The sequence below is a fragment of the Caballeronia sp. LZ035 genome (assembly GCF_031451175.1).
Classification (GTDB): domain Bacteria; phylum Pseudomonadota; class Gammaproteobacteria; order Burkholderiales; family Burkholderiaceae; genus Caballeronia.
Map to the genome: position 1 here is coordinate 769,501 of NZ_JARUXS010000004.1, position 15,406 is coordinate 784,906.

Here is a 15,406-nt window from a genome sequence, read left to right on the forward strand (position 1 = left end):
AATGGAGCGGGTCAGCTTCTGAGCAGGTGTTCTCGCAGCGTCGCCGTACCGCCTTCGGGAAACAGCGTGGCCGCCACGCGTTGTGGATCGATGCCGAAGCTTTCGCCCGTCGCGTGCGCGATCACGGCATCCAGTCCGATGGTCGGCTTCAGATCGCGCGCCTGATACAGCGATGCGTTCGCCAGTCCCGGCCAGTCCGCGAGCACGCGTCCGCCGGCCACCGCGCCGCCCAGCAGCAGCGCCGCCGATGCCGTTCCGTGATCCGTGCCGCCCGTGCCATTGGCCGCGGCCGTGCGGCCGAATTCGGTCGCCACCAGCACGGTGGTGTCGGCCCAGTGCGTGCCGAGGCCATCGCGCAGGGCGCCGAGCATCGTGTCGAGCGCTTTCAGCTGCGCGGCGAGACGCGGGTTCTGCGCGCTGTGCGTGTCCCAGCCGCCGGTTTCGATCATCGCAATGCGCGGACCGTCGGGCTTGCTCAGAAAGGTCGCCGCCAGCTTGCCGAGGCTCGCCGGATCCTGCCGCGCGCCGGCGTCGGCGGCGAGGCCGCGCGCCTGCATCGCGGCGTCCCACAACGGATGCAGTTGCGCGTCGCCGGCATAGAGCTGCGAGACGCGCGTGATGAGATCGTCCGGGGCCTGCGGCAGTCCGGACGGCGCATACGAGGTGACATCGGCGTGCCCGCGCAGTGCGAGCGGCACGGTCGGCGCGAGCGCGACGGCGTCGGCACGCGGCGCGGGCAGCATCGACAGCAGGCGGTTCAGCCAGCCGTCCTTCAACTGATACGGCGCGGCGCCGCCGGTCTCGAGCACGTTCTGGCCGTCGAAGTGCGAACGCTCGCGATACGGAGAGGCAACCGCGTGAACGAACAGCGCCTGCCGGTCGCGATACATCTGCGCGGTCTTCTGCAAGGACGGATGAAGCGCGAACGTGCCGTCGAGCTTGCTGGCGGTCGCGGCATCGATGGCGAGTGGTCCGCGCAACGTCGCGTAAGCCGGATCGCCATAAGGCACGATGATGTTCAGGCCATCCGCCGCGCCGCGCTGGATCACGAAGACGAAGCGGCGCTCGGTTTCGGCGGACGCCAGCACGAGTTGCGGCGCGATCAGCATCGCGCCGGCGCTTGCGCCCGCGCAGTGGAGAAATCGGCGACGAGTCAGCATGCGTTCATCTCCTCAGGAAATCAGGCGACACGAGCAGCAGCGCCAGCGCGGTCTGGGCGCTTTCGGCGCGCCCCACCGCGCTGCCCGTCGCCTCCGACAGCGAGCCCGCCAGCAATTGCGGACCGAGCGCACGGGCGTCGAGCGTCGCGCTGCTGTGCGCGGCGAAGCGTTGCGCGATCTCGACGCGGCGCACCAGCGCATCCGGCGCGGCCCAGCTCGCGGCGGCATCGTCGTAGCCGGCGGGCGAGCCGGGCCGCCATACCGGTTGTCCGAGCTGCCTCAGCAGCGGCGCGGCATGCATGTTCTGCAAGCTGGTGCGGCCGAGTCCACGCAACGAGGAGAGCGTCCAGTCCCACGGCGACTTGAATTTCGTCGGCGTCGCGGGCCACGCCTCCGGCGCTTCGACCAGCGCGCGGTAGACCGCAAGGAGGTCGCCGCCGGTATCGCCGAAGACTTTCGCGAGACGCTCGACCAGCGCGGGCGGCGGCGTATCGGCGACGAAGTGGCGCGCGAGCTTGTCGGCGATGTGGCGCGCCGTTGCGGGTGACGCGGCCAGATCGTGCAGCACCGCGAGCGGCTGCGCTTCGCCGTCCTGGGCGTACTGGCGGCCCAGCACCGTGCGCACGCCCGGTTCGTGCAGGCGCGGGCGAAACGTGAACTGGCCGGGCGGTGTCGGATCGGCAGGATTACTCGCCGCCTGCGCGGACATCGCGCCGAGACTCCAGCCGGTCAGCGCACGGGCGAATTCGGTCACGTCGCCCTGCGTATAGCCGGTGCGCGCGCCGAGCGTATGCAGTTCCATGATTTCGCGCGCGAGGTTTTCGTTGAGGCCGCGTTTGCGCGCCGGATCGCGCAGCGCGGCGCGCTCGGCGGCGGGACTGTCGGGGCCGATCGAACGCGGCTGGTCCAGGAAGATCTGCATCGCAGGATGGCGTTCCACCGCCACCAGCATGTCCTCGAAGCGCCCGAGCACGTGAGGGCGGATCGCTTCGTTCTCGAACGAGCCGGCGAGCAGCGTCACCGGCGGCTTGTCGACCGACACCGCGAAGTGGTTCGCCCAGAAATGCACCAGACGTTCGACGAAGGGCGTCCCGGTCGTGAGCGCGCTCGTCACGCGGGCATCGACAGCGCTGACATACACCTCGCGGATCATGTCGCCGTACTGCTTGCGCAGCGCGGGCCGGTCGGCGTCGCCTGCATCGCGCAAGGCGCGCTGGCGTTCCGCGAAACGTTCGGCGAGCGCCGCACTGGTCGGCTGGCTGGCCAGCGCGGCAGGCATCGGCGCATACGCGCCGCGCGCGGGATCGAGCTGCTGCGTGAGCCAGCCGCGCGGGTCGGCAGGCAGCGGCTCGCCCGGGCGCGCGCCGAGACCGAAGCGGTTCACCGCGATGGCGGCGGGCGTGAGCGGCGGCGCAAGGCTCATGGTGGTCTCCGGAGGCAGGTTGCTATCAGCGGTGCGCGGCCGTTATGGCTGCCGTGGAGCCTGAGGCGTGTCCTCGGGCGGCACGTTGCGCAGCGGGCCGTTGCGTTCCATCGCGCCGACCATCTTCAGGCGTTCGTCGAGCGTGAGCGTCGAGGCAAATTTGGCCACCGTGTCTTCGGTCAGCCCACGCATGGCGACATCGGCCTGTCGGGTGCGGGCGAGGGCATCGTCGAGCGCCTGGCGGTCGAACGTCTGCGCGGCGAGAAGGTGCGCGATTTCGATCCGGCCTTCACGCGATTCGCGTATCAGCGGCTGGTTGGCGAGGCGCATCTGCCGCAACGCCTGGCGCAGCTGCTTTTTCCGCTCCGGGGAAAGATCCGCCGCCGCGAAGCCCATGCCGCGCGGTGGCGCCGCCACCTTGCAGACCTGTTGCACGAGCGGGCCGGACAGGTAGTACGCGCCGCCCACCAACGAACCGAGCAGGAACACGTTGAGCACGATCGACACACCCGCCAGCGTCTTCAGCGTGCGTACACTCATTGATCGCTCCAGTCGGAAGAAGCGCCGCCGAACGCGGTGCCCGAAAGAGATTGTTCGAATCCGCCATGCACGTGTTCGGCCGGCACGGGCGCGAGCAGCGAGACCAGCAGTGCGCCCGCCGCGACGCCGGCCGCCCCCACGCCGACGAAACCGACGCCCGAGAACCACAGGCGCGGATTTCGCCAGGACGGGCGCGCAGGCCGGGTCGGCGCGGAAGCGATGATGCGCCGCACGAGTGCCGGAGCGGGTCCGGCAACGGCGTGCGCGTCGAGCATGCCGTCGAGCGTGCGCGCCAGCGCCAGCGCCGCGTGCGCCTCGGCGTCGCCGCCGGCAAGGAGGGCCAGGGCGGCGTCGCGTTCGCCGGCGGGCCAGCGTTCCGGAGACGCCCCGTAGGCTTCGGTGAGGTAACGGAATCGGTCGGGGGTCATCGTTGCTCCTTCGAGGCACGGTCATCAGGTCCGCCCGGAGCGCGGGCAAGGTCCGCGAGAGCGGTCCTGAGATTACGGCGCGCGCGGACCAGCAGACTTTCGAGCGCTTCGACGCTCACGCCCATCAGGTCGGCGGTCTCCGCGTTCGAGAGTTCCTGGTAGTACTGCAGCACCAGCGCCTCGCGCTGACGCGCCGGCAATCGGGCGAGCGCCGCCGTGAGCCGTTGGCTGGTGTTGCTTGTTTCCATGCGCTCGTCGGGCAGCGGCGCCGCGTCTTCCTGTTCCGGAAGTTCGTCGGACAGGGTCGTCTCCCGATGGCGCCGCAGCCGGTCGTAGCACAGGTTGAGCGTGACGCGATGCAGCCAGGTGTCGAAGCGCGCCGCGCCGGGCAGCCAGTTCGGCGCGACGTTCCAGATGCGCATGAAGGCTTCCTGGGCCACGTCGTCCGCTTCGTCGCGGTCGCCGAGCATGCGTGTTGCGAGTGCAACGATGCGCGGCAACTTCTTCTCGACAATCTCGCGAACGGCGCCCGATTCCCGCTTGCCGACGCGGGCGATGAGGCGGGTATCCGGATCGGGTTCGTTCAAGGTCGTGTCGGTTCCTGTTGCGCGCGGTGGGCGGCTGGCGTGTCATGGTGGTCGGCATCGTCAGTAGACGACAACCGGTCCGCGATAGTAGGCCGGGTGCGCCGGATACACGACGCACCCGGCGAGCGTCACGGCGACGAGCACAGCGGCCAGCAGTGCTTTCAGCATGATGCGGTCCTTCAGTCAGATGATAGGCTCGCGGCGCGCAGGTTCATGCGCTGCCGCGAAACATGTCGGAGCGCCAGATTCAGGCCCAGTGTCCTTCGACCCAGAAATAGTTCGGCCCGCGCTGCGCCCAATGTCCCGGAACCCAGCGATGCCCCACGCGCACCGGCCTCCAGTGGCCGGGCGCCCAGACATAGCGGCCCGGACCCCAGCGCCAGTGACCCGGATCCCACGCATAGCCCACGCGAGGCGGCGGCGGGGGTTCGACGCGGGGCGGCGGCGGCGCGGCAACGATGACGGTCTGCGCATGCACCGGGCCGCTATGAAGCGCCCCGAATGAAACGGCCAGAACCGGTGCGAGAACGGCGGCGGACAGGGCCGCGCGCATGGGCGAGGAACGGTTTGTCATGGTGCGTCTCGTCTTTTTGGAGTGGTGACGAGAACTTGAACGGAGCGAACACCGAAAATCCGTCGCGGGCCATGCGCCGAAGATGTAACGAGGTTTTACGGTGAAACTCGGGCAACGGTCAGGCGAAGGTGTCGAGCCCATCGACGAGACGCTTGGCGAGCCGCGGCTGCCGCAATTGTTCGAGCCACCATTGCAGCGCGCGCCCTTCGTGATCGCCGCGCCAGGCCACATAGAGCACGTTGGGCTCGCGCGGATCGGCGGTATTTTTCTCGATCAACTCGCCGCGCGCCAGCAGCGTCGCAACGCGATGGCGCGGCAGCCAGCCCGTGCCGAGCCCCTGCCGCTGCGCGAGAATCTTGGCGCGCATACTGGGCACCGCGAGCGCCGCCTGGCCGCCGAGTACGCCATAGGCGCGTCCGGCGGCACGCGAGGAATCCGCCACGACCACCGCCCGATGCGCCGCGATCTCCTCGCGCCGGAGCGGGCCGGTCGCCTGGGCGAGCGGGTGACGCGCGGCGACGGCAAATACCCACTCCATCACGCCCAGTTCGAACCAGCGCAAGCCCGGGATGGCGGGGGGCTCGTTGGTGGCGCCGACGATCAGGTCGGCGCGGCCGTCGCGCAGGGCTTCCCAGGTGCCGCTCAACACCTCGTGCGTCAGACGCAGCGTGACGCCGGAGCCGAGCGCGTCGAACGCCTGCACCACGGGCAGCATCGTCTCGAATTCGAGGATCTCGTCGCACACGATCCACAGCCGGTCTTCCCAGCCGCTCGCGATCTGCTTGACGCGCTGCGCGAGCCGCCCGACGTCGAGCATCAGGCGCGCGGCTTCGTCGGCGAGCAGGTGGCCGGCGGGCGTCAGTTGCAGGCGGTAGCGGCGCCGGTCGAACAGCAGGGCGTCGAAGCGTGTTTCCAGTTGCCGTGCCGCGTGGGAGACCGTCGACGGCGCCCGTCCCAGGCGTGCCGCCGCGCGCGACAGGCTGCCGGTTTCGCGGATGGCGTCGAGCAGTGCGAGTTCGTCCTCCGACAACATGTTCGACTCCATCGAACGAGTTCATCCGCGGCATCGTACGGCAAAAGCGGGCCAAGCGCCGAAGATTGGCGTCATTGGGTCATCCCTCTTTCGACGGAGCTGAACGATGAACGCATTTCTGCCCTTCTTGCGCCGCACGGCCGGCGCGCTGCTTGCGGCGGCCGCATTGCTGCCGCTGGCGCCCGCTGCATTCGCCTCGACCGCGATCCACTCGCGCACGATCGAAGCGAACGCTGTCGAGCTGCACTATCTGCAGGCGGGCAGCGGCGACGCGACGCCCGTCGTGCTGCTGCACGGTTACACGGAGACCAGCCGCATGTGGCAGCCGCTGATGACGCGACTGGCCACTGACCGCGTGGTGCTGGCGCCCGATCTGCCGGGCGCAGGCGAGTCCGCGATGCCCGCCACCGGCTACGACAAGAAGACGCTCGCGCAGGATATCCACGCGATGGTGCGTGCGCTCGGCTTTCGCCAGGTGAAGCTGGTGGGGCACGACATCGGGCTGATGGTTGCCTACGCGTACGCGGCGCAGTATCCGGACGAAGTGGACAGCATCGTGCTGATGGACGCTTTCCTGCCCGGCGTCGGCGACTGGCAGAAGGTCTGGCTGCTGCGCGACAAATGGCACTTCAATTTTTACGGCGACACGCCGGAGCAACTGGTGCGCGGACGCGAACGCGTCTATTTCGAGCACTTCTGGAACGACTTTGCCGCCGACTCCACGCATTCGCTGAGCGAAGCCGACCGCCGCTATTACTCGGCACAATACGCACGCCACGGCCGCATGCGCGCGGGTTTCGAATATTTCCACGCGTTCCCGCAAGACGCGGAGGACTTCGCCGCGTTCGCCAGGACGCCGCTGCCGATGCCGATGCTGGTTCTCGCCGGTGAACGGGCTTCGGGTACCTTTCTGATCGACCAGGCGAAACTCGTTGCGACGAATGTGCAGGGCGTGGTCGTGCCCGGCAGCGGACACTGGCTGATGGAAGAAGCACCGGACGTGACCATGGCGCAACTCGTGCGTTTCATCGACACGCCCGCGTCCAACTGATCCACTCGATGCCGCGGCGCGCGTCTTGCACCGTGCTGCGGGAACAACACAGGGAGCGTTTGAAATGGGACTTCTGGTCGATGGCAAATGGCAGGACGCGTGGTACGACACGGCGTCCACGGGCGGGCGCTTCGTGCGCAAGGATGCGGCCTTTCGCAACTGGGTCACGGCCGACGGCGCGCCGGGTCCGAGCGGCGCGGGCGGTTTTCGCGCCGAAGCGGGCCGGTATCACCTGTACGTGAGCCTCGCGTGTCCGTGGGCGCACCGCGCGTTGATCGTGCGGGCGCTCAAGGGCTTGCAGGGGATGATCGACGTTTCAGTCGTGCACTGGCTGATGCTCGAAAACGGCTGGACCTTCGCGGAGGGTCCGGGTGTGGTGCCCGATCCCATTCACGGCGCGCGCTTCATGCATCAGGTCTATACCACGGCGGACCCGGGCTACAGCGGTCGCGTGACCGTGCCGGTCCTGTGGGACAAGGCGCGCGGGACGATCGTCAACAACGAGTCGTCGGAAGTGATCCGGATGCTGAACTCCGCCTTCGATGGCATCGGCGCACTGCCCGGCGATTACTACCCGCATGAACTTCGCGAGGACATCGACGGGCTCAATGCGCGCATCTACGACACGGTCAACAACGGCGTATACAAGGCCGGTTTTGCGACGACGCAGGCCGCGTACGAAGAAGCCGTGCTGCCGCTCTTCGACACGCTCGATTTCCTCGAAGCACGCTTGCAGTCGCGCCGCTATCTGACGGGCGCACGCTTCACCGAAGCCGATATCCGCCTGTTCACCACGCTGGTGCGCTTCGACGCCGTCTATGTCGGGCACTTCAAGTGCAATCTGCGGCGCATTGCCGACTATCCGAACCTGTCGAACTATGCGCGCGAGATCTACCAGATGCCGGGCGTGGCGGACACGGTGAACTTCATGCATATCAAGCGGCACTACTACGAGAGCCATCGCACGATCAATCCGACAGGCATCGTGCCCGCCGGACCGCTGCTCGATTTCACGGCGGCGCATGACCGCACGCGGCTGCCCGCTGCGACCTGACCTCAGTCGTACCGGTAAACGCCGTGCTTCGCCTTGCGGCCGAGACGTCCGGCCGCGACCAGTTCGCGCAGCAGCGGGCACGCGCGGTACTTCGAATCGCCGAAGTCCTTGAGGAACACGTCCATCACGGAGAGACACACGTCCAGACCGATCAGGTCAGCGAGCGCAAGCGGGCCGATGGGATGATTGGCGCCGAGCTTCATGCCGGCGTCGATTTCCTCGGCGCTCGCGACGCCTTCGTACAGCACGAAGAACGCTTCATTGATCATCGGCACGAGGATGCGATTGACGACGAAACCCGGCGAATTGCGCACGCCGATCGGCGACTTGCCGAGCTGCTCCGTGAGCGCGCGCACGGCAGTAGCGGTGGCGTCGCTGGTCTGCACGCCGCGTATCACCTCGACCAGTTGCAGCAAGGGCACCGGATTGAAAAAGTGCATGCCGATGAAACGCTCAGGCGTGGCAAGCGTGGCGCCGAGCGCGGTAATGGAGATGGACGACGTGTTCGACGCGATGATCGCGTCCGGGCGTGCCGCTTCCTCGATCTGCTTCAGGATGCGGTTCTTGAGGTCGGTGTTCTCGGTCGCGGCTTCGATCACGATGTCGGCGTCAGTCAGACGCCCGTAGTCCGTGGACGTGGCAATGCGCTTGAGCGCCGCATCGCGCGCGGCTGCGTCCAGCTTGTCCTTCGACACGAGCCGCTCCAGGCTGCCGGTGAGCGTGGCGACGCCCTTGGCGAGCGCGGCCTCGGTGACGTCGATCATCACGACCTCGAGGCCCGCGACGGCCGCGACTTGCGCAATGCCGTTGCCCATGGTTCCCGCACCGACGATGCCGACGGTCTGAATCTTCATGCTGCTGCTCCCTTTGTGTGCGCCGGCTCGGGCAGCCGGCAAGCCTGAATGGTCGATGGCGCGGCGTGCGCCGGAGAGTTCGATGAGGGTTCGATTCTAACCAGCGAGAAAACCGGCGGTTCTAGCCAAACGCCGTCAGGTCCCTGGCTTCGATGCCATTTGCCTGACAGTAAGCCGCATACCGATCCCAGCCGGTCTTCCAGTTCTCGCTGGCGAGCACCTGGCCGCGTTCGTTCACGAAGAGCAGTTCGCCCTGGATGATGTTGAGCGTGACGATATCGGGCTGCGCGGCGTCTTCAGGCAGCGCCTCGGGCGTATGGCTCGATCCGGCGGTCTCGTACACGATGCTGCCCGGCGCCGCGACCCAGTCGTGCTCGCGATACTTCCAGCGCCCCTGCACCGTATAGACGATCACCGTACCGGTATGGCGATGCCGCGGCATCTCGCCCCGGGGCGGCGCCTTCATCAGCGCGATGACCTCGCCGCGAACCGGGTCGAGTTTGAAGTACTTGACCAGCACGCGCTCACTGTAGGGCGTGAACGGCACCCAGGGCACGTCCGTTTCATTGAGGCAGGTGGTGTGGATCTGTTCGAACAGCATGATGTCGGCTCCGTGCAATCAGCAGTGCATTGTAGGCAGTGCAACTGCCGCTGAACATCGGCCGAACGGACGACCCCGGCCGACCAAGCCGGATCGCGCACGATCTGCTATCGTCCGTGCCATGCCAACCATCATCACCGTTTCCAATCTGTCCAAGACCTACGGGTCGGGCTTTCGCGCGCTCAAGAACGTCAATCTCGAGATCCGGCGCGGCGAGATCTTCGCGCTGCTCGGGCCCAATGGCGCCGGCAAGACCACGCTCATCAGCACGGTCTGCGGCATTGCGAATCCAAGTGAAGGTCAGGTGACCGTGGCCGGTCACGACATCGTCACGGACTACCGCGCGGCCCGCGCCATGATCGGCCTCGTGCCGCAGGAGCTCACCACGGACGCGTTCGAAACCGTGTGGGCTACCGTGTCGTTCAGCCGCGGGCTGTTCGGCCGGCCCAAGAATCCGGCGTATGTCGAGAAGGTGTTGAAGTCGCTGTCGCTGTGGGCGAAGAAGGACAACAAGATCATGACGCTCTCGGGCGGCATGAAGCGGCGGGTCCTGATTGCCAAGGCGCTGGCGCACGAACCCGAGATCCTGTTTCTCGACGAACCCACCGCGGGCGTCGACGTCGAACTGCGCCGCGACATGTGGAATCTCGTGCGCGAGTTGCAGCAGAACGGCGTCACGATCATCCTGACGACGCACTACATCGAGGAAGCGGAAGAGATGGCGGACCGCATCGGCGTCATCAACCGCGGCGAGATCGTGCTGGTGGAGGAGAAGCGCGAACTCATGCGCAAGCTCGGCCAGAAGAAGCTCACGCTGCAACTCGAAACCCCGCTCGACGCCATTCCCGCACCGCTCGCGCCGTACGGTCTCGCGCGCTCGGCGGACGGCAGCGAACTCACCTACACCTACGACGCCCACGACGAACCGGGCCGCATCATCGCGCTGCTGCGTCATGTGGACGAAGCCGGCGTACGTTTCAAGGATTTGCAAACGACGCAAAGCTCGCTCGAAGACATCTTCGTGAGCCTCGTCAGGGAACCCAAATGAATCTTCATGCCGTTCGCGCAATCTACCGTTTCGAGATGGCGCGCGCCGGACGCACGCTGATGCAGAGCATCGTGTCGCCGGTGATCTCCACCTCGCTTTACTTCGTCGTGTTCGGCGCGGCCATTGGCTCGCGCATCCCGGAAGTGGACGGCATCAGCTACGGCGCGTTCATCGTGCCGGGTCTCGTGATGCTGTCGCTGCTGACGCAGAGCATCGCGAATGCGTCCTTCGGCATCTACTTCCCGAAGTTCACCGGCACCATTTACGAACTGTTGTCCGCGCCGGTCTCGTACTTCGAACTGGTCTTGAGCTACGTGGGCGCGGCGGCGACCAAGTCCATCATCCTGGGCCTCATCATCCTGCTGACCGCGCGCCTGTTCGTGCCGCTCAGGATCGACCATCCGTTCTGGATGATCGTGTTCCTGCTGCTGACGTCGGTGACCTTCAGCCTGCTGGGCTTCATCATCGGCATCTGGGCGGACGGCTTCGAGAAGCTGCAGATCATTCCGCTGCTCATCGTCACGCCGCTTACGTTCCTTGGCGGCAGCTTCTACTCGATCAACATCCTGCCGCCGTTCTGGAAGACCGTGGCGTTGTTCAATCCGGTCGTGTATCTGATCAGCGGCTTTCGCTGGAGCTTCTACGGACTCGCCGACGTCCAGGTCGGCGTGAGTTTTGGCATGACGCTGGTATTCCTTGCGGTGTTCATCGCGATCGTCGCGTGGATCTTCAAGACGGGCTACCGGATCAAGACCTGACCGGGCGACGGTCGTGGCCGGCACGAGGTCGCCAAAAAAGAGGGCGTTCATCGGATGAAAATCATGAAACGCACGAAGCGGCATGTGCTGGGCGCGATGACAGGCTTCTTCGCGAGCGGCGCAGCGCGGTCCGCGCCCGCGCTGGCCTACGAGATCGATCACAGCACATCAGGCTGGCGCCGCCGTCTTTCCCCCGAGCAATTCCGTGTGCTGCGGCGCGGCGGCACCGAAGCGCCGTTCGCCAGCCCGCTGCTCAAGGAGCGGCGCGAGGGCACCTACCGGTGCGCGGGCTGCGCGCTCGAACTCTTCTCATCCGCGACCAAGTTCGACAGCGGCACCGGCTGGCCGAGTTTCTGGAAACCGCTCGACGGCTCGGTCGCGACGCACGCCGACGCCGCCGGCCACATGCGCAACGAAGTGCATTGCCGGCGCTGCGGCGGCCACCTCGGCCATGTATTCGACGACGGCCCGAAACCTACCGGGCTGCGCTATTGCCTGAACGGCGCCGCGCTGGATTTCAGGCAGGAAGACGCCTGAACTCGCGGGTGCAATCCCTCCTTCCTTCTTGCTACCTTTCATGAACGCACCCGAACTCAAGCTTGCCCCCGCGAAAACCGCGCTCGTGCTGATCGATCTCCAGGCGGGCATCGCTGCCTTGCCCGTGCAGCCGCACGATGCCGCCAGCGTGCTGGCCAATGCGCGCGCGCTCGCGGAGCGCTTTCGCGCGCTCGGCGCGCCGGTGGTGCTCGTCAAGGTGGCGTTTCCGAACGGGCCGGGCGGCCTGCGGCCGATCACCGATGCGGGCCAGGCGCAGGAAGCGCCCGAGCCGGCCGGCTGGAGCGAGCTGTGCGCGGAACTCGCCGTGCAGCCGTCCGACATCATCGTGACCAAGCGGCAGTGGGGCGCCTTCTACGACACCGATCTCGATTCGCATCTGCGGCGGCGCGGCATCGAGACGATCGTGCTGGGCGGGATCGCGACGGCCATCGGCGTGGATTCGACTGCCCGCGGCGCACATGAACGCGGCTATCAGCAGATCTTCGCCGAAGACGCCATGAGCGATCTCAACGCCGCGACGCATGAATCAACCTGTCGTTTCATCTTTCCGCGCATTGGCCGGATTCGCTCGACGCAGCAGGTGCTGGCGGCGCTGGCCTGAACGGCGGCTGGGAAGAAAGGGTCTTGGCCCGTGTTTTTAGGATTAGTCGTATGGCCCTGACTTCGACGTTCCCGTAACTTGCCATAACCGGTTGACGGGACCCCGCCTGTCAGTCGGGCGCATTCGTTCTACCCCTGTTCGAATGCAGCGCTTTCCCCGAGCGCAGGACGCGCGTCGCACATTGCGGCGCGTGTCCACCTTTCCATTGTTTAACTCTCTACGTCGTTCCGAGCGTCAAGCGATCACGTCGCTGACGAGGGAACCAGTCGTATCCGCGTGATTTCCGAAGGTGCGCCCAGGCGCTTCGGCGGTCCCCAGTAGCCGGTTCCGCGGCTCGTATAGACCCACAGTCCGTTGAACTTCACCAGCCCGGCAACGAAGGGCTGCTGCAAGCGCACGAAGAAGTTCCACGGCAGGAATTGACCACCGTGCGTGTGCCCGGACAGTTGCAGCGTGAAACCCGCGTCGGCGGCGGCCGGTGCGCTGCGCGGCTGATGCGCCAGCAGCACGCGCACGGCGGCTGAGGCCGGTGCGCCGCTGATCGCCTGGGCCGGATCGCTGCGATGCGCGGGGTCGAAGCTGCCCGCGCCGAAGTCCGTCACGCCCGCCACCACGGCCTGGGCGCCGTCGTGGTCCAGCACCACATGCTGGTTGAGCAGCACCTTGAGGCCGAGGCGGCGGAACTCGGCAATCCATTTGTCGGCGCCGGAGTAGTACTCGTGATTACCGGTGACGAGGAACGCGCCGTGACGCGCGCTCAATTTGGCCAGGGGGCGGGTGTGGTCGGCGAGATGGGGCACCGAGCCATCCACCACGTCTCCCGTCACCGCAATCAGATCGGGCTCGAGTCCGTTCACGGCGGCGACGATGCGCTCGACGTAGTGCTTCTTGATCGTCGGCCCGACGTGGATGTCGCTGATCTGCACGATGGTGAAGCCATCGAGCGCGGCGGGGAGATTCTCGATGGGCACGTCCACGTCGACGACCGGCGCGCGACGGCGCGCATTGTAGAAGCCGATCGCCGAAGACAGCACGGCCAGCAGCGGAACGATCAGCGCGCTGCGGGCCACGAGCGTGGGCGAGCCGACCGGCACGCCGCGCAGCCAGTCGACGAGGTGGACGCAGAACAACATGACGTCGCGCGCGAACGTCAGCAGCAGCAGCGAGGAGAAGAAGCCGAGGGCGGTCAGGCCGAACCAGGCGAGACGATCGGCGAGCGGCTGGGTTTCGAGCGAGCGCGCGGACATGCCGATGGGAATCAGGATCACGGACGCGACCAGCAGCGTCACAGCCAGCACTTTGAGCGGCAGGCCGACCGGCGCGTCCGGGATGAGCCGCACGCCGACATAGATGTGAAACAGAATGCCGATACCGATAAAGCGGATGAAGAAAGCCGAGCGTCGCATAGCGCCCCTGGAAGATCGATGAAGCGGGCCCGGGCTTTGGATGCCCGTGCCGTTGGGCACGAGTGCCCGTGCGGGATAGGGAACCGATTCTACCGTGCCAGTGCGCGGGACGCCGTGCGGCACGGCGGGACGCGACTTGTGGGCCGTGCAAAGAAAAAAGCCTCGGCACGGGAATGCCGAGGCTTTGCCTGCATCGAGTTGATCAGTGTGCGGTTCAGACCGCCATGCACAGATACTTGATGACGACGTAATCATCGATGCCGTAATGCGAGCCTTCGCGGCCGAGGCCGGATTGCTTCACCCCGCCGAACGGTGCGACTTCGTTCGAAATCAGCCCGGTGTTGATGCCTACCATGCCGTATTCGAGCGCTTCGGCCACGCGCCATACGCGGCCGATGTCACGGCTGTAGAAGTACGCGGCGAGACCGAACTCGGTGTCGTTGGCCATGCGCACGACTTCTTCGTCGGAGCTGAACTTGAACACCGGCGCGAGCGGGCCGAAGGTTTCTTCTTTCGATACCTTCATGTCCGGCGTGACGTTGGTGAGCACGGTCGGCTCGAAGAAGCCGTGGCCGAGCGCATGACGCTTGCCGCCGGACACCAGCGACGCGCCTTTCGAGAGCGCATCCTCGATGTGCGATTCGACCTTCTTCACGGCCGCTTCGTTGATCAGCGGTCCGAGCGCGACGCCGCTTTCGGTGCCATTGCCGACTTTCATCTTGCCGACTGCGGCGGCGAGTTTCTGCGCGAACGCGTCGTAGACTTTTTCGTGTACATAGAAGCGGTTCGTGCAGACGCAGGTCTGGCCGCTGTTGCGATACTTCGAGGCTACAGCGCCTTCGACTGCGGCATCGACATCGGCGTCTTCGAACACGATGAAGGGCGCGTTGCCGCCGAGTTCCAGTGTGACCTTCTTGACGGTCGGTGCGCTTTGCGCCATCAGCAGGCGGCCCACGGCGGTCGAGCCCGTGAATGAGAGCTTGCGCACGATCGGATTGCCCGTCATTTCCTCGCCGATGGCTTTCGGGTCGCCGGTCAGGATGCTCAGCACGCCCTTCGGAATGCCGGCGCGTTCGGCCAGCACGGCCATCGCGAAGGCCGAGAACGGCGTGGCTTCGGCTGGCTTCACGACGATCGGGCAACCGGCTGCGAGCGCCGGGCCGACCTTGCGGGTGATCATCGCTGCGGGGAAATTCCACGGCGTAATCGCCGCGCATACGCCGATCGGTTCCTTCGTCACGACAATGCGTTTGTCCGCTGCCGGCGTGGCGAGGGTGTCACCGGCTACGCGCTTGCCTTCTTCCGCGAACCATTCGATAAACGACGCCGCGTAGCCGATTTCACCTTTGGCTTCGGCAAGCGGCTTGCCCTGTTCGGTGGTGAGGATCAGCGCGAGATCGTCGGCGTTTTCCGTCATCAGGTCGAACCAGCGACGCATGAGGGCCGCGCGTTCCTTCGCGGTCTTCTTGCGCCATGCTGGCCAGGCGGCGTTTGCTGCGTCGATTGCGCGACGCGTTTCAGTCGTGCCCATCTTCGGCACGGCGCCGAGCGATTCACCCGTCGCGGGGTTCACCACATCGAAGGTCGCGCCGTTGTCGGCTTGCTGCCATTCACCATCGATGTAGGCTGCGTGACGCAGCAGCGTCGGGTCCTTCAGTTGATCTTTCAAGCTCATTTCTGCGAATCCTTTTCGGTTGATCGGGAGTACACGTCGATTTTGCCTTCGATCG

Annotated in this window: 16 protein-coding genes and 1 pseudogene; 6 read left to right on the plus strand and 11 right to left on the minus strand. The window is 66.3% G+C overall.

Going from position 1 to position 15,406, the window contains the following annotated elements; all coding sequences use genetic code 11:
• Window positions 1-11 precede the first annotated feature (11 nt).
• The 7 genes and pseudogenes from QCE88_RS33925 to QCE88_RS33955 all read right to left on the minus strand — a co-directional run bounded on the left by QCE88_RS33925 (window position 12) and on the right by QCE88_RS33955 (window position 5,745).
• Window positions 12-1,160, minus strand: a complete 1,149-nt coding sequence (locus QCE88_RS33925; protein WP_309909780.1) for a DUF1501 domain-containing protein — start codon at window positions 1,158-1,160, stop codon at window positions 12-14.
• Window positions 1,161-1,164: 4 nt separating this feature from the next.
• Window positions 1,165-2,583, minus strand: a complete 1,419-nt coding sequence (locus QCE88_RS33930; protein ID WP_309909781.1) for a DUF1800 domain-containing protein — start codon at window positions 2,581-2,583, stop codon at window positions 1,165-1,167.
• 42 nt (window positions 2,584-2,625) lie between these two features.
• Complete coding sequence (locus QCE88_RS33935) at window positions 2,626-3,123, minus strand: periplasmic heavy metal sensor (protein WP_309909782.1); 498 nt, start codon at window positions 3,121-3,123, stop codon at window positions 2,626-2,628.
• The gene (locus QCE88_RS33940; RefSeq protein WP_309909783.1) at window positions 3,120-3,551 is read right to left on the minus strand and encodes a hypothetical protein; all 432 of its coding nucleotides are present in this window, start codon (window positions 3,549-3,551) and stop codon (window positions 3,120-3,122) included. Before QCE88_RS33940 ends, QCE88_RS33935 begins: the two co-directional genes overlap by 4 nt.
• Window positions 3,548-4,141 (minus strand): annotated as a pseudogene (locus tag QCE88_RS33945) (RNA polymerase sigma factor); the annotation flags it as partial. The pseudogene QCE88_RS33945 and the gene QCE88_RS33940, both read right to left, overlap by 4 nt.
• Before the next feature lie 244 nt (window positions 4,142-4,385).
• Window positions 4,386-4,712 carry a YXWGXW repeat-containing protein gene (locus tag QCE88_RS33950; RefSeq protein WP_309909785.1) on the minus strand — a complete coding sequence of 109 codons (327 nt, stop codon included), beginning with the start codon at window positions 4,710-4,712 and terminating at the stop codon, window positions 4,386-4,388.
• A gap of 118 nt (window positions 4,713-4,830) precedes the next feature.
• On the minus strand, window positions 4,831-5,745 hold the full coding sequence (locus tag QCE88_RS33955; RefSeq protein WP_309909786.1) for a LysR family transcriptional regulator: 915 nt from the start codon (window positions 5,743-5,745) through the stop codon (window positions 4,831-4,833).
• 106 nt (window positions 5,746-5,851) lie between these two features.
• Between QCE88_RS33955 and QCE88_RS33960 the strand changes: the two genes are divergently transcribed.
• Window positions 5,852-6,796, plus strand: coding sequence for an alpha/beta hydrolase (locus tag QCE88_RS33960; RefSeq protein ID WP_309909787.1), 945 nt, complete (start codon window positions 5,852-5,854; stop codon window positions 6,794-6,796).
• Window positions 6,797-6,860: 64 nt separating this feature from the next.
• Complete coding sequence (locus QCE88_RS33965; RefSeq protein WP_309909789.1) at window positions 6,861-7,850, plus strand: glutathione S-transferase family protein; 990 nt, start codon at window positions 6,861-6,863, stop codon at window positions 7,848-7,850.
• Window positions 7,851-7,852: 2 nt separating this feature from the next.
• Here QCE88_RS33965 and QCE88_RS33970 read toward each other — a convergent pair whose 3' ends face one another.
• Together QCE88_RS33970 and QCE88_RS33975 are read right to left on the minus strand one after the other, a co-directional pair.
• Window positions 7,853-8,704 carry a 3-hydroxybutyryl-CoA dehydrogenase gene (locus QCE88_RS33970; RefSeq protein ID WP_309909790.1) on the minus strand — a complete coding sequence of 284 codons (852 nt, stop codon included), beginning with the start codon at window positions 8,702-8,704 and terminating at the stop codon, window positions 7,853-7,855.
• Window positions 8,705-8,825: 121 nt separating this feature from the next.
• On the minus strand, window positions 8,826-9,305 hold the full coding sequence (locus QCE88_RS33975) for a 2,4'-dihydroxyacetophenone dioxygenase family protein (protein WP_309909791.1): 480 nt from the start codon (window positions 9,303-9,305) through the stop codon (window positions 8,826-8,828).
• A 121-nt stretch (window positions 9,306-9,426) separates the two neighbouring features.
• On the opposite strand from QCE88_RS33975, the gene QCE88_RS33980 reads away from it, so the two are divergent.
• From QCE88_RS33980 to QCE88_RS33995, 4 genes are read left to right on the plus strand one after another with little or no spacing between them, the layout of a single operon-like run.
• Complete coding sequence (locus QCE88_RS33980) at window positions 9,427-10,353, plus strand: ABC transporter ATP-binding protein (RefSeq protein ID WP_309909793.1); 927 nt, start codon at window positions 9,427-9,429, stop codon at window positions 10,351-10,353.
• Entirely contained in the window at window positions 10,350-11,111 is a 762-nt protein-coding gene (locus QCE88_RS33985) for an ABC transporter permease (protein WP_309838583.1), read from the plus strand. Before QCE88_RS33980 ends, QCE88_RS33985 begins: the two co-directional genes overlap by 4 nt.
• A 54-nt stretch (window positions 11,112-11,165) precedes the next feature.
• Complete coding sequence (gene msrB, locus QCE88_RS33990) at window positions 11,166-11,648, plus strand: peptide-methionine (R)-S-oxide reductase MsrB (RefSeq protein WP_409018266.1); 483 nt, start codon at window positions 11,166-11,168, stop codon at window positions 11,646-11,648.
• 40 nt (window positions 11,649-11,688) lie between these two features.
• Complete coding sequence (locus QCE88_RS33995) at window positions 11,689-12,270, plus strand: hydrolase (RefSeq protein ID WP_309909795.1); 582 nt, start codon at window positions 11,689-11,691, stop codon at window positions 12,268-12,270.
• 242 nt (window positions 12,271-12,512) lie between these two features.
• Here the strand turns inward: QCE88_RS33995 and QCE88_RS34000 are convergent, their stop codons facing one another.
• Entirely contained in the window at window positions 12,513-13,676 is a 1,164-nt protein-coding gene (locus QCE88_RS34000; protein WP_309909797.1) for a metallophosphoesterase, read from the minus strand.
• Window positions 13,677-13,890: 214 nt separating this feature from the next.
• Window positions 13,891-15,351, minus strand: a complete 1,461-nt coding sequence (locus QCE88_RS34005) for an NAD-dependent succinate-semialdehyde dehydrogenase (protein WP_309909798.1) — start codon at window positions 15,349-15,351, stop codon at window positions 13,891-13,893.
• Between the last annotated feature and the right edge of the window lie 55 nt (window positions 15,352-15,406).

Excerpts from the sequence above, each read along its gene's own strand:
- QCE88_RS33925 (WP_309909780.1), bottom strand. The coding sequence starts at position 1,160 with ATGCTGACTCGTCGCCGATTTCTCCACTGCGCGGGCGCAAGCGCCGGC.
- msrB (WP_409018266.1), top strand. The coding sequence starts at position 11,166 with ATGAAAATCATGAAACGCACGAAGCGGCATGTGCTGGGCGCGATGACA.
- QCE88_RS33960 (WP_309909787.1), top strand. The coding sequence starts at position 5,852 with ATGAACGCATTTCTGCCCTTCTTGCGCCGCACGGCCGGCGCGCTGCTT.
- QCE88_RS33955 (WP_309909786.1), bottom strand. The coding sequence starts at position 5,745 with ATGTTGTCGGAGGACGAACTCGCACTGCTCGACGCCATCCGCGAAACC.
- QCE88_RS33940 (WP_309909783.1), bottom strand. The coding sequence starts at position 3,551 with ATGACCCCCGACCGATTCCGTTACCTCACCGAAGCCTACGGGGCGTCT.
- QCE88_RS33930 (WP_309909781.1), bottom strand. The coding sequence starts at position 2,583 with ATGAGCCTTGCGCCGCCGCTCACGCCCGCCGCCATCGCGGTGAACCGC.
- QCE88_RS33985 (WP_309838583.1), top strand. The coding sequence starts at position 10,350 with ATGAATCTTCATGCCGTTCGCGCAATCTACCGTTTCGAGATGGCGCGC.
- QCE88_RS33950 (WP_309909785.1), bottom strand. The coding sequence starts at position 4,712 with ATGACAAACCGTTCCTCGCCCATGCGCGCGGCCCTGTCCGCCGCCGTT.
- QCE88_RS34000 (WP_309909797.1), bottom strand. The coding sequence starts at position 13,676 with ATGCGACGCTCGGCTTTCTTCATCCGCTTTATCGGTATCGGCATTCTG.
- QCE88_RS34005 (WP_309909798.1), bottom strand. The coding sequence starts at position 15,351 with ATGAGCTTGAAAGATCAACTGAAGGACCCGACGCTGCTGCGTCACGCA.
- QCE88_RS33935 (WP_309909782.1), bottom strand. The coding sequence starts at position 3,123 with ATGAGTGTACGCACGCTGAAGACGCTGGCGGGTGTGTCGATCGTGCTC.
- QCE88_RS33995 (WP_309909795.1), top strand. The coding sequence starts at position 11,689 with ATGAACGCACCCGAACTCAAGCTTGCCCCCGCGAAAACCGCGCTCGTG.
- QCE88_RS33980 (WP_309909793.1), top strand. The coding sequence starts at position 9,427 with ATGCCAACCATCATCACCGTTTCCAATCTGTCCAAGACCTACGGGTCG.
- QCE88_RS33975 (WP_309909791.1), bottom strand. The coding sequence starts at position 9,305 with ATGCTGTTCGAACAGATCCACACCACCTGCCTCAATGAAACGGACGTG.
- QCE88_RS33965 (WP_309909789.1), top strand. The coding sequence starts at position 6,861 with ATGGGACTTCTGGTCGATGGCAAATGGCAGGACGCGTGGTACGACACG.
- QCE88_RS33970 (WP_309909790.1), bottom strand. The coding sequence starts at position 8,704 with ATGAAGATTCAGACCGTCGGCATCGTCGGTGCGGGAACCATGGGCAAC.